Here is a 12,304-nt window from a genome sequence, read left to right as displayed (position 1 = left end):
CGGTCAATTGCCGAGGTTGGCGCCGCCCCTCATCGCCCTGCCGGGCACTTCTCCCCGTATAGTGACGGGGAGAAGGGGGCCGGCCGCAACTCCGGCGCTCTTCCTGCGACGGTGAGTTGGCGAAACCGGCGATGACAACGCCCTCTCCCCGTCTCTGTACGGGGAGAGGATGCCGGCAGGCAGGTGAGGGACGGCGCCGGCGCGAAATGATTTGAGCCGGCATAAACCGAGAGCAAAGCGATTTGACTACAAACCCCCTCCTGGACGCCACCGGCGTCGTGAAAACCTACGGCGCCGTGGTGGCGCTGCGCAACGCGTCGCTGTCGGTCCTGCCGGGTGAGGTGCACGCCCTGATGGGCGCCAATGGCGCCGGCAAATCGACGCTCGTAAAAATCCTGACCGGCGCCATCCGCGCCGATGCCGGGCATATCCTGATCCGCGGCGAAGCCCGCGACGTGCGCTCGCCCGCCGATGCGCGACGCGCCGGCCTGCTTCCCGTCTATCAGGAACCGTCGCTCATCCCCGATCTCGACGTCGCCTCCAACCTTCGGCTGACCGACACGCCGGTCGAGCCGTTCCGCGCCTGGGTGCGCGAACTTGGCATTCCCGACCTCGACATCCGCGACACTGCGCGCGACATTCCGCTTGCCGTGCTGCGCGTGCTCGATCTGGCGCGGGCTTTGGCGGTCGAGCCCGACGTTTTGCTGCTCGACGAGATGACCGCAGCACTGCCGGCAAACCTGGCCGAGAAGGTGCTTGAGGTGGTTCGCCGCCAGGGCGACAGCGGCCGTTCGGTGATCTTCATTTCCCACCGCTTTGTCGAGATATCGGCGCTTTGCGACCGCGCCACCGTGCTTCGCGACGGCGAGACCGTCGGCGTCGTCGACATCGAGCCGGGCGTCGAGGAGCGCATCGTCGAGATGATGCTCGGCGCCAGGATCGAGAAAACACGCGTGGCGGCGCGCCAGGCGAGCCAGGCCGCTTCGCCTGGGGATAGCCGCCCGCGCCTCGGCGTGGCGAACCTTCGTGTCGGCACCAAGCTCAACGACGTGTCGTTAGACTTGGCCAACGGCGAGGTCGCGGGCATCGTCGCGCTCGAGGGCCAAGGCCAGGACGAGCTCTTCTCCGCGTTGGCCGGCTCAATCCGCCCGTCCGGCGGCACGATCGAAGTGGACGGGAAGCCGGTGAAATTCGCGCATCCGGCCGATGCGATCCGCGCCGGCATCGCCTATGTGCCCGGCGACCGCACCGAAGCCCTGACCATGCAGCGCTCGGTGCGCGAAAACATCGCGCTCCCCTTCAGCTCCGCCTTGCGCAACTGGGGGCCGATCAACATGGCGCAGGAGCGCTCCAAGGTCGTCAATGCGATCGAGCGTCTACAGATCGACACACGCGCCCAGCGCGAGGTGCAGCGCCTGTCCGGCGGCAACCAGCAGAAGGTGACGATCGCCCGCTGGATCGCCGCTGAAGCACAGACCATCCTCTGCTTCGACCCGACGCGCGGCATCGATGTCGGCACCAAGCAGGAGATCTACAAGCTGCTGCGCGAACTCGCCGACCAGGGCAAGTCGGTGCTGTTCTATACATCCGAGCTCGAGGAGGTGCAGCGTGTCTGCGATCGCGTCATCGTCATCTTTGGGGGGCGCGTCGTCGACGTCTTGCCCGTCGAACTCGCCGACGAGCCGGCACTGATGCGCGCCGCCTATGGCTTGCCGCGCGGCGCCAAGGAGGACGTCGGCATCCTTGCCGATATCCACTCAAGCCCGGTGGCGAAACCTTGACCCGCCTCGTCCGTCGCCAGGGCTGGGTCGCCGGCCTGCTTGTCCTCTTCGTAGTCCTGTTGGTGATCACCAGGCTCATCCAGCCGGGCTATGGCAGCGGCGATTTCGGCTCGCTGGTGCGCGCGGTGCTGCCTTACGCCTTTGCCGTCGCCGCCCAGACGATTGTCGTCATCGCCGGCGGCATCGATCTTTCCGTCGGCGCCATGATGGCGCTGACCAGCGTCACCGCTGCCTCGATGATGGATGGCGCCAGCGAGGAATACGCGCTTTTCGTCGTGCCGTTCGTGCTGGCCATGGGACTTGTGCTGGGCGCCGTCAACGGCATGCTGATCGTCGTCACCCGCGTGCCCGATATCGTCGTCACGCTGGCCACCCTCTTCGTTCTGCAGGGCGCGGCGCTGCTGGTCCTCGGCGCGCCCGGCGGCTCGGTGGCCGAATGGCTGCGGGCGACCATCGTCGGGACAGTCCCGATCCCGGGGCTGCCCGGGATTTCTGCCTGGATACCGAAAGCGTTGGTGCTTCTGGTCGTCTGTCTCTGCATCATCTGGATACCGCTCAAGCGCTCAAAACTCGGCCTTTCGATCTACGCCATCGGCAGCAGCGAGCTCGCGGCATTTCGCAGCGGCGTGCCTGTCGCGCGCACCAAGATCATCGCCTATGCTCTGTCGGGGCTTTTCGCTGCCATGGGCGGGCTGGCGCTGACCATGAGCACAGGCATCGGCGCCCCCATTCCCGGCCCCTATCTTCTTGCCAGCGTAGCAGCAGTCGTGCTCGGCGGCGTCGCACTTGGCGGCGGCAAGGGTGGGTTGCTCGGCCCGATCGTCGCGGTCTTCGTGCTGCGGCTGGTACGCACCGACCTGACGCTGCTGGCCATCGATCCCAACGTCACCGCGATCATCGAGGGCGCGATCATGGTCGCCGTCGTCATGTTCGGTGCCTTCATCACAATGCGGAGCCGCCCATCATGAGCAATGCCGCCACGGTCTCTCAACCCGTACCCTTCGGCCGCCGCCTCAAGCGGTTCATGGCCGACCGGCCGCTGATTCCGCTGATCATCCTGCTCGTCATCCTGGTGGTGATCCTGCAGATCCTGCGCCCCGGCATCGTCAACGAGCGCTGGCTCGCCAACACGGTCAAGTTCGCCATACCGCTGGCCATTCTTGCCGGCTGCCAGACCATGACCATGCTCACCGGCGGCATCGACCTGTCGGTTGGAACCGTGGCGACGATGAGCGCCTTCATCATGGCAACGCAGGTCGTCAATCATGACCCGGCGGTGGCGATCCTCATCGCATTGGTGCCGGCGGTGCTCATCGGCCTGGTCAACGGCATCGGTGTCGGCGTCTTTCGCGTCCACCCGCTGATCATGACGCTCGGCACCAGCCTGATCGGCACCGGCTGCCTGCAGGTCTACCAGCGCACCGTCATCGCTTCGGGCGCCAAGATTCCGCCCTTCCTGGCCTGGCTCGGCACCGGTCTCACCTATGGGGTGCCCAATGCGCTGCTGCTGTTCGTGCCCGTCGCCGTCCTCATTGTCTTCACCTTGAGCCGCACCGGCTTTGGCCGTCTGCTTTACGCAGTCGGCGACAATGAGGGGGCAGCACGCCTGTCCGGCGTCCGCTACTGGCAGGTCATCACAGCGCTCTACGTCATTTCGAGTGTGCTCGCCGGGATAACCGGGCTGCTTTACATCGGCCTGATCAAGGCGCCGTCGCTATCGCTCGCCGAACCGCTGGTGCTGCCTTCGGTGGCAGCCGCCGTGATTGGCGGCACCTCCATCTTCGGCGGCCGCGGCGGCTACACCGGCACCATCATCGGCGCCCTGATCCTCACTGTTCTGACGACGCTGCTGACTATTCTGCAAATGCCGGAGGGGGCAAGGCGGATACTGTTTGGGCTGATCGTGCTGTTTGTCACAGCGGCTTATTTGCGGATAATTGAGGATCGGTAGCGGCGTTGAGACGTACGGCTGCTCTTGACCGAACGGGGGGCGTCCTGCGGCACTGACCGAAAAGCGGCTTTGCGCCGCAAATCAGACTTCGATGCTCTACCTACAACTCTGCTACTATTGCTGCCCCTGGCTCAGCGATCCCGGGCCGCTGACGAACGTACTCCCCCTGACATAAAACCGCAGCAGGCGGTCCGCATCCTTCGAAATGCCGATCCTGATGCTCTGCCCGATTTCGCCGGGCTCAACCTCGTCGCGTGCCAGCCATAGCGGGCCTTGCCGGCAAAGATCGAGCCCGTCGAGAGAACGATCGATGCGCAACGCGGCGGCGAGCCGTCCCGGTCCTCGCGCCAGGTCGCGCAGGCGCTCGACGCTGCGATTGTGCTGCATGATCGCAATGCCTTCGAGCGGCTCGAGCGCCCTGATCAAGACGCCGGTTCCGATCCCAGCCGTCTCACTCGAAACATTCAGCATGTATGAAACGCCATAGGCGAGATAGACATAGGCGTGCCCGCGCTCGAGAAACAGCGAACGGTTGCGCGGGGTCATTCCCCGGTAACCGTGCCCGGCGGCATCCCCGGCGACATAGGCCTCGGTCTCGACAATGCGGCCACTGACGATGCCTTCCGGCAACGCCCGCACCACCAGCTTGCCGATGAGATAGCGGGCAAGAACCGCCGTATCATCAGGCAACTCCGCGCGGGCGAGCGGCGTATGATCATAGCGGCCAGGCTTCACGGTATCCGCTCGACCCATTGTGGCCGGGAAGGCCCAGGCTCGAACCGATCGCCGAAATACTGGATCTTACAAGCCAAGGCCGATCTGATCTCCCGGTCTTTCATCGAAACTCGTTGACCCTGGAGCAGTGGCTGCTTTTGCTTAGAATGGAGCGCAAACGGAGTTGGAACACGTGACCCTGACCAATCGAGATATCGTCGAGCTTACTGCATGGCGGCGCAAGCTGCACCAGAACCCGGAAATCTCGAATGAAGAAGAGAAGACCGCTGGAGAGGTTGTCGACTTCCTCGCCGATACGAAGCCCGACAAGGTGCTGACCGGATTGGGCGGGCACGGCGTGGCGGCGATATATGAAAGTGGCAAAGAGGGGCCGACGGTCATGTTCCGCTCGGAACTCGATGCCTTGCCGATTGAAGAACTTTCAGGCGTGTCCCATTCATCTCTGGTGCCGCGAAAGTCGCATATGTGCGGACATGACGGCCACACCGCGATCCTTGCGGCACTTGGCCGCCAGTTGGGGCGCGAAAAACCTGCCCGCGGCCGCGTCGTGCTGATGTTCCAGCCGGCGGAAGAAACCGGCAATGGCGCGGCTGGCGTCCTCGCCGATCCGCGCTTCGGCGAAATCGCGCCGGATTTCGCTTTCTCATTGCACAATCTGCCCGGTGTGCCGTTCGGTGAAGTGCGGCTCAAACCCGGCGTGGTCAACTGTGCTTCACGCGGTATGCGCATCGTGCTGGAAGGCAAGACCGCGCATTCGTCCATGCCCGAGACCGGCGTCTCGCCGATGATGGCGGTCAGCCAGCTGATGCCGGCTCTGCCCGCGCTCGGGCGCGGAACCTTCGCCGACGACGACTTCAGCATGGTCACTGTCACCCATGCCGCGATGGGCGAAGCCGTGTTCGGCATCGCGCCCGGCAATGCAGAGGTCTGGGCGACACTGCGCACCAGACGCGACGAGCGCATGGCAAACCTGTGCGCCGCCGCTGAATCGCTGGTCACACAGATCGCTGGCCAGCATGGCCTTTCTGCCCGGTGGGACTACCACGAGATATTTGTGGCCAGCGTCAACGCGCCGGACGCGGTGGAGCATCTGCTGCGCGCTCTCGATGAAGAGGGTGTCCCGCACGGAGAAGAAGCCCTGCCAATGCGTGCTTCGGAAGATTTCGGCTTGTTCGGCCACAGTGCTTCGTCGGCGATGTTCTTCCTAGGGGCTGGCGAGCGGCATCCCGCGCTGCACAATCCGGACTACGACTTTCCGGACGATCTGATCCCGATCGGGTCGAAAATATTCATGCGGACGGCGCGCAATCTTCTGGGCTGACCTCATCTTCTGGCTGAGCCCGGGCACCCACCCGCCGCCTCACAGCGCCAGACTCCCCTGCTCCGCTCCCTCGGCGTTGGGATCGCCCGGCGCCGTTGCCCAGGCCAGCTCCACCAGCGTCACCGTCCGCCGGCCGGCACCGTCGAGCTGGCAGACGATCAGGCCCTGCTCTCGATATAGGTCAGCAGGCGCCGGGCGCGGCGCAGCGAGTGCGAGCCATAGGCGCGGGCAATCGCCGCGTCGCTCGGGCAGCCCTCCTTCGCCGCGCGGGCGATCATCATGAACACAGTACGCCGATGACACGGAACCCCGCGCCTGGTTGCGCCAGGAGGCGGCTGACGCTGTCGGGACTGCGAGCAGCGCGGCATTCGCGGTCGGCTACGAAAGCGGGATGCCAAAGAGTCGAGAGGCAGAACCTTGGCCGCCGCTTGAGCAGGCCGTGAGCAGCGATGAAGCGGGTCGGCGCCGGCAAGTCCTCAGCAATGGATAGCTAAGCGGTCGGCCGGAAATAGCCCTTGTTGCACTTGCCTTGCCGCGAAATATGCCCGTTTGTCCGGCCCCTCCACAGCATTAATCATCGCGCACGTTCCCCCGATCAGCGCGGAAATCAGCGCGGAGCGATCTCTGCGACGAGATCGTTCGTCGTCTTGACCCCAGCCATGAAGCCGGCGGCATTGAATTCGTTCATGACGAAGAAAGCGCCGACGCCGCGTGTCGGTGCAATCGCAACATAGAGAAACATCCCTTGCAGGCCGCCGCTCTTCTGGAGGATGAGCGGGCGATGCTCGTTGGGGAGCATGATGACCCATCCGAGACCCATGGCGTCCATCGGGCCGCCGTCATCCAGCCCCACCACCGACGCGAGCCCGTCCCGGTACAAAAAAGCCGCGTGGTTCACGAGGCGGAACTCGGCGTCGGCCGCGGAAGGCTTGTTGTCGACATGCCAGTTCATCCAGCGCAGCAGGTCGTCCGCGGTCGAGTACAACCCACCGGCGCATTCCATGGCTGTGCTCGTCGGCACGATGGGCATGGCGCTGCCGTCGAAGTTATGGCCCTGCATCAGGCGCGGTTCGTCCTCCGGTCTTGGGTTGAAAACCGTGTCTTTCATGCCGAGGGGATCGAGGACACGCTCCCGAAGAACCTCGGCATAAGGCTTTCCAGAGACATTCGCGAGCGCCGCTCCGAGGAGGTCGTATCCGAAGTTTGAATAGAGAACGGCGGTGCCCGGCGCGAACAGCAGCGGATTGTCCTTGAGGGCGGCAATCTGCGCCTCTTTCGTGTTGGTAGAGAAGGGGTCGGAGGGAGGCGCCTCGGCCACTGGCACCTCCCGCGGAAGGCCGGAAGCTTGCGCGACGAGATCGATCAGGCGGAGGGCGCGGCCATCTTTCTCCGGGAGCGTGACGTCCCAGCCAAGGCGATCCTGCAGCCGGTCGGTGAGCTGTACCTTGCCGTCGATCGCGAGCGAGGAAAGCACACTGCCGCAGAACACTTTGCTCACGGACGCGATGCGGAAGATTGTGTCGCCGTCGGGCACTTTTTCACTCCCGTCGGCAATCTTGCCGAAACCCGCCAAGGCCGTCTCGCCGTTGCGCACGGCGCCGAAGATCAGGCCAGGCACCTCAGTGGAGAGATACAGGATCGTACCGTTGAACTGCACCGCTTCCGTCAGCAGCTTGTCCTCGGCATGTCCATAAGAGGGAAGGGTGACGGCTGCAATTGCCGTCAGAGCGATGGCCACAAGCCGGCGCGATCGAGACAAACGCATCGCCAAAATCCTTTGATAAATCTGCAGAATAAAATCTTCGGAAAAACGGCCGGCGCGTAGTATCTTACCATCTCTCCAGAAGCAGGAGATGTCAACAGAGTGAACCGAAGGGGGTAAACGGCGACGGTAGCGTAGTTTCGGCGGAAATTTTCGCTACAGTCCTGCCGTATTTCTTGTCCTTCGTCAGTTGATCGGGGCTGATCTCTTCATTAGCAAATCGACCCGCGGGTAATTTAGAAGATATGTAAAGGCGCCGTCGGCAGGAGGGAGTGCTGTAGCATCGAACAACTTACAATAAGCGGATCTGCGTCGCGCCAATTCGTCGTCGTATGATGAAGACCGGGCAGATGAGCTGTGGCGGGCCAGCGAGGCCCTATCTGTGCAAAAAAAGACTCGCCGCTGTACCTGCCGCTTGGCAGTACATCGCCTTGATGCGTGGCATTCCCCTTGCGCACTCGGCCGCCGCCTCACACAGCCAAACGCCCCTGCTCCGCCTCCTCCGAATTAGGATCGCCCGGCGCCGTCGCCCAGGCCAGCTCCACCAGCGTCACCGTCCGCCGCCCCGTCCCGTCTAGCTGGCACACGATCAGCCCCTGCTCCTCGATATAGGTCAGCAGGCGCCGTGCGCGGCGCAGCGAGTGTGAGCCGTAGGCGCGGGCAATCGCCGCGTCGCTCGGGCAGGGCCAGCCCTCCTTCGCCGCGCGGGCGATCATCATGAACACACCTTGCATCTCCTCGGGCAGCAGCGAGGCGCGCGCCGAGACATCCTGCCACGCGTCATCCCCTGCCATGTCGGAGCCGAGGCCGGCGCGGGCGCGGGTCAGCATGCGGCGGAAGGCAGGCAGGTCCGGCACGACCGAGGCGAGGCCCTCGATCCGGCAGCGGACCACGAACTCCTGATAGAGCACACCGATGACACGGAACCCCGCGTCGGGCTGCGCCAGCACGGCGCGCAAAACCCGGTCCACCCGCTCCCGCCGCTCGGCCAAGTCCTCGGCGCTGATCGGCGGCTCCACCGGTTCGGGGCGGATTTCCAACGCCGCCGACTTAGCCGCCATCAACTGGTCGAGCAGGTCCGGCGACGACCGGCGCTGCGGCCGGACAGTTTCCGGCGGCGGCGCAGCCAGGATGATCGCGCGGGCATCCTCCAGTGCTGCTTCCGGCAGCGGCATCAGCCGCGGGGTGCCGTTGCGCGGACTTGTATCGGTCGGGCCGATGCGCAAGCCCAGCGGTCGGCGCGACAGCGCCGGGCCGAGCGCCATGAACTGTCCGCGCTCCAGGTCGCGGAAAGCCTCGGCCTGTCGCCGCTCCATGCCCAAAAGGTCGGCCGCGCGGGCCATATCAATGTCGAGGAAGGTCCGACCCATGAGGAAATTGGAAGCCTCGGCGGCGACGTTCTTGGCGAGCTTGGCCAGCCGCTGGGTGGCGATGATCCCGGCCAGCCCGCGTTTGCGGCCACGGCACATCAGGTTGGTCATGGCGCCGAGCGAGAGTTTGCGCGCCTCGTCCGAAACCTCGCCCGCCACTGCCGGCGCGAACAGCTGCGCCTCGTCCACCACCACCAGCATCGGGTACCAGTGGTCGCGAGCGACCTCAAAGAGCCCGCCGAGGAAGGCAGCGGCGCGCCGCATCTGGTTCTCGGCGTCGAGCCCTTCGAGATTGAGCACCGTGGAAACGCGATGGATGCGCGCCCGCTCGCCGGCGCTCTGCAGGCCGCGCTCGGTATGCTCCTCGGCATCGATCACCAGATGGCCGAAGCGCTCACCCAGCGACACGAAGTCGCCTTCGGGGTCGATGATGGTCTGCTGCACCCAGGGGGCACTCTGCTCCAGCAGCCGGCGCAGCAGATGGGATTTGCCCGAGCCCGAATTGCCCTGCACCAGCAGGCGGGTCGCCAGCAGTTCCTCAAGATCCAGTGCCGCCGGGGCGCCCGCGGTCGTGTGGCCCATCTCGATCGCAACGGTCATGTCTCGACTCTCCTTGGGGAGAGGGCTTATCAACCGCATCACAGCCCGTCGAGCGCCCTTGGCCGACCGCTCGCTGTTGCGCACAGCTGTACGCTGCACGCGACGTCAGTTCGCCGAGGTAAGCATCACGCGATCATGCGCGAGAGGCTGCCGCCTGATCAGGATGATTGCCGAGAAAGCCAGTATGCCGAGCATGCCGACCGCAGCGGTCAACCAGAGCGATGGTTGGACGCCGATGCCTGCCATCGCCATAGCAAGGGCAAAGGGCGCAAGCGCTGAAGAAAACTGACGCGCGGCCGTCACCCAGCCGAGCCAGGCGCCGTAGCGCTCCCGCCCGAACAGTTCGAGCGGCAGCGTGCCGCCGACGATGCTGGCGAGGCCCGAGCCCAATCCAAACAGGATGACGAAAGCGATGGCTCCAGGCACCGATGGTGTGGTCGCTAGTAGGGCGACAAGGCCGAGCGGCAGCAATGTCGCGCCGATCACCGCCAGCCAGGTCTGTGCCAGCCGGCCGCCGAACAGCATGTTGATCAACCGGCTCGCCACCTGGGACGGCCCGAAAAGCGTGGTGACGACGAGCCCGGCGGAGCCAAGCCCGAGCGCCGTCGTCAGCGGCACCATGTGAACGAGGATCGAGGACAGCACGAAACCCTCGATCGCGAAGCCGCCAAGCATGAGCAGAAACACTCTGCTGCGGTCGCGCGGGGTGAAGGCAGCCGCACCGCCTGTTGACCCCATAGCCGCAGGTGTCGGTAAAGCGCTTTCGTCTGTCCGACGCGACAGCCGCGCCAGCCAGGCATGGATGGGCAGGCAGATGGCAACATTGATGCCGGCAAAGACCAAATAGACCTCGCGCCAGGTCAGGTATTCGTGCAGTGCCGCCGTCAGCGGCCAGAACAGGGTGGAGGCGAAGCCGGCGATCAGCGTCAGATGGGTGATGCTGCGCTGCGCCCTGGCTCCGCCGATCTGGATGATCGCGACGAAAGCGGCGCTGTAAAGCACGAAGGCGGACGCCAGCTCCATCGCCACCAGGGCCAGCACAAAGCTCACCCGGCCGGGTGCTAGCGCGCAAGCGACAAGCGCTGCCGCCGCAGCAAGCGAACCAAAGGTCATCACCCGGCCGGCGCCGAAACGATCGGCCCAGCGCCCGGCTGTCGGTGCAAACAGGCCACCCACCAGCAGCGACGCCGACAGGGCGCCGAAAACCCATTGTTTCGGCCAGGCGAATTCGAGCGCGATCGAAGGCACCAGGATACTGAAGCTGTAATAGAGCGTGCCATAGCCGATGATCTGCGTCAGCCCCAACGCCCAGAGCGCGGCAGCCGGGATCTTCCGGTCGCTCATCGAGCGGCGATCTCGAGATCGCCGCTGCGCACTGCTGCGATCGCTTGCGTGCTGCCGCAGCCGCAGCCTGACTTGCCGCTCGCCTTCGCCTTGGCGTCGTCGACACAACAGGCATCGACAGCAGCCGGCGCCGGCCCGCCGCAGCAACCCTGGGACGACGCGCCTGAAAGTGACGCCGGCACAGTGCAGACGCCGGTCTCGGGCAACACCAGCTGCACGGCATCGGCCGCCGCCATTTCGCCGGCGAGCGCCGCGGCGACCGAGCGGACCTGCTCATAGCCGGTCAGCAGCAGAAAGGTCGGGGCGCGGCCATAGCTTTTGACGCCGACCGTATAGAAATCGGGCTCGGGGTGGCTGAGCTCGCGATGACCATGCGGCGGGACATCGCCGCATGAGTGCTCGTTGGGATCGATGAGCGGCCCCAGCGCCTTGACGCCTTCAAGCCACGGATCGAGGTCCAGCCGAAGCTCCCGGGTCAAGGTGAGATCGGGGCGCTGCCCCGTCGCGGCGATGATCCTGTCGACGGGGCCGAGCGTGCGCAGCCCATCCTTTGTCTGCCCGTCTACAACGAGACGGCCGTCGACGTCGCGAATGGCAACCGTGGCAAAGCCCATCACCAACCACACGCGGCCGCTCTCGGCGAGATGCCGGACATCCGAACCGAGTTCGCCCCGCGCCGGCAGGGCGTCGGCATCGCCGCCGCCATAGATGCGGACAAGGTCGGTGCCGCGCGTCACCCATAGTGCCGAAGTGCCGGGTTCGGTTTGCGCGAGCCTGTCCAGTTCCAGCAAGACGTTGGCGGCGGAATGGCCGGCGCCCACGACCAATGTCGTGCCGCCCGCATAGAGATGACGGTCGCGTCCGAGGACATCCGGTATGCCGTAGGCAATGCGGTTTCCAAATTCCACCTCACCTTCGGCCGGCAAGCCGCCCGCACCGAGCGGGTTCGGCGTTTGCCAGGTGCCGGACGCATCGATCACGGCACGAGCGCTGTCCCGGCGCGTGCCCTCGGCGGTCTCGACCAGAAGCAGGAACGGCCGCGTCTCTCGCGCCTTGCTCAACACCTTGTCGGCTCCCCACCGGGAAATGGCGACAATACGGGCATTGGTCTCGATCGACGGCGCCAGTTCGGAAAGCTTTGCCAGCGGCGCGAGATATTGGTCGACGATCTCATCGGCGGTGGGAAATGCCTCCGGCTCGGGCATTTGCCAGCCGTGGCTCTCGAGAAGTTTTCGGGCGACCGCATCAACACAATAGCGCCACGGCGTGAAGACCCGCACATGACCCCAGTCCAGAAGGTTCGAACCGACCCCGGAACCAGCCTCATAAACCTTGACCGGAAGGCCGCGGCTGACAAGTTGGGCGGCAGCCGCCAGGCCGACCGGTCCGCCGCCGATGATGGCGACCGGGAGATCGCTGTTGGGAACCATGATGCACCTT

9 protein-coding genes and 1 pseudogene are annotated in these 12,304 nt (G+C 65.1%); 4 read left to right on the top strand and 6 right to left on the bottom strand.

Annotation, left to right across the window (positions count from 1 at the left end):
* Positions 1-242 precede the first annotated feature (242 nt).
* The 3 genes from EN807_RS05955 to EN807_RS05945 are packed head-to-tail and all read left to right on the top strand — an operon-like array spanning position 243 to position 3,732.
* Complete coding sequence (locus EN807_RS05955; protein ID WP_135934249.1) at positions 243-1,781, top strand: sugar ABC transporter ATP-binding protein; 1,539 nt, start codon at positions 243-245, stop codon at positions 1,779-1,781.
* On the top strand, positions 1,778-2,749 hold the full coding sequence (locus tag EN807_RS05950; protein WP_127315172.1) for an ABC transporter permease: 972 nt from the start codon (positions 1,778-1,780) through the stop codon (positions 2,747-2,749). Before EN807_RS05955 ends, EN807_RS05950 begins: the two co-directional genes overlap by 4 nt.
* Positions 2,746-3,732, top strand: coding sequence for an ABC transporter permease (locus EN807_RS05945; protein ID WP_135934248.1), 987 nt, complete (start codon positions 2,746-2,748; stop codon positions 3,730-3,732). Before EN807_RS05950 ends, EN807_RS05945 begins: the two co-directional genes overlap by 4 nt.
* Positions 3,733-3,846: 114 nt before the next feature.
* Here EN807_RS05945 and EN807_RS05940 read toward each other — a convergent pair whose 3' ends face one another.
* On the bottom strand, positions 3,847-4,485 hold the full coding sequence (locus tag EN807_RS05940) for a DNA-3-methyladenine glycosylase (protein ID WP_127315177.1): 639 nt from the start codon (positions 4,483-4,485) through the stop codon (positions 3,847-3,849).
* A gap of 154 nt (positions 4,486-4,639) precedes the next feature.
* Here EN807_RS05940 and EN807_RS05935 point away from each other — a divergent pair, with 154 nt between their 5' ends.
* Positions 4,640-5,788, top strand: a complete 1,149-nt coding sequence (locus EN807_RS05935; RefSeq protein ID WP_135934247.1) for an amidohydrolase — start codon at positions 4,640-4,642, stop codon at positions 5,786-5,788.
* Between the two features lie 39 nt (positions 5,789-5,827).
* Here the strand turns inward: EN807_RS05935 and EN807_RS05930 are convergent.
* The 5 genes and pseudogenes from EN807_RS05930 to EN807_RS05910 form a co-directional block, all read right to left on the bottom strand.
* Positions 5,828-6,075, bottom strand: a pseudogene (locus tag EN807_RS05930) (ATP-binding protein); the annotation flags it as partial.
* A gap of 320 nt (positions 6,076-6,395) precedes the next feature.
* The gene (gene ampH, locus EN807_RS05925) at positions 6,396-7,553 is read right to left on the bottom strand and encodes a D-alanyl-D-alanine-carboxypeptidase/endopeptidase AmpH (protein WP_135934246.1); all 1,158 of its coding nucleotides are present in this window, start codon (positions 7,551-7,553) and stop codon (positions 6,396-6,398) included.
* Between the two features lie 467 nt (positions 7,554-8,020).
* On the bottom strand, positions 8,021-9,520 hold the full coding sequence (locus tag EN807_RS05920; RefSeq protein WP_135934245.1) for an ATP-binding protein: 1,500 nt from the start codon (positions 9,518-9,520) through the stop codon (positions 8,021-8,023).
* A 105-nt stretch (positions 9,521-9,625) separates the two neighbouring features.
* Entirely contained in the window at positions 9,626-10,864 is a 1,239-nt protein-coding gene (arsK, locus tag EN807_RS05915; RefSeq protein WP_135934244.1) for an arsenite efflux MFS transporter ArsK, read from the bottom strand.
* Complete coding sequence (locus tag EN807_RS05910; protein WP_135934243.1) at positions 10,861-12,294, bottom strand: FAD-dependent oxidoreductase; 1,434 nt, start codon at positions 12,292-12,294, stop codon at positions 10,861-10,863. Before EN807_RS05910 ends, arsK begins: the two co-directional genes overlap by 4 nt.
* Between the last annotated feature and the right edge of the window lie 10 nt (positions 12,295-12,304).

It is taken from the genome of Mesorhizobium sp. M5C.F.Ca.ET.164.01.1.1, assembly GCF_004792125.1.
In the GTDB taxonomy this organism is placed as follows: Bacteria; Pseudomonadota; Alphaproteobacteria; order Rhizobiales; family Rhizobiaceae; genus Mesorhizobium; species Mesorhizobium wenxiniae.
Note: the sequence above shows the minus strand (reverse complement) of the source record. Positions and strands in the feature narration are given on the sequence as shown.

What these genes read in the sequence shown, in the direction of transcription:
- EN807_RS05910 (WP_135934243.1), bottom strand. Translation starts at nt 12,294, where the DNA reads ATGGTTCCCAACAGCGATCTCCCGGTCGCCATCATCGGCGGCGGACCG.
- EN807_RS05940 (WP_127315177.1), bottom strand. Translation starts at nt 4,485, where the DNA reads ATGGGTCGAGCGGATACCGTGAAGCCTGGCCGCTATGATCATACGCCG.
- ampH (WP_135934246.1), bottom strand. Translation starts at nt 7,553, where the DNA reads ATGCGTTTGTCTCGATCGCGCCGGCTTGTGGCCATCGCTCTGACGGCA.
- EN807_RS05920 (WP_135934245.1), bottom strand. Translation starts at nt 9,520, where the DNA reads ATGACCGTTGCGATCGAGATGGGCCACACGACCGCGGGCGCCCCGGCG.
- arsK (WP_135934244.1), bottom strand. Translation starts at nt 10,864, where the DNA reads ATGAGCGACCGGAAGATCCCGGCTGCCGCGCTCTGGGCGTTGGGGCTG.
- EN807_RS05945 (WP_135934248.1), top strand. Translation starts at nt 2,746, where the DNA reads ATGAGCAATGCCGCCACGGTCTCTCAACCCGTACCCTTCGGCCGCCGC.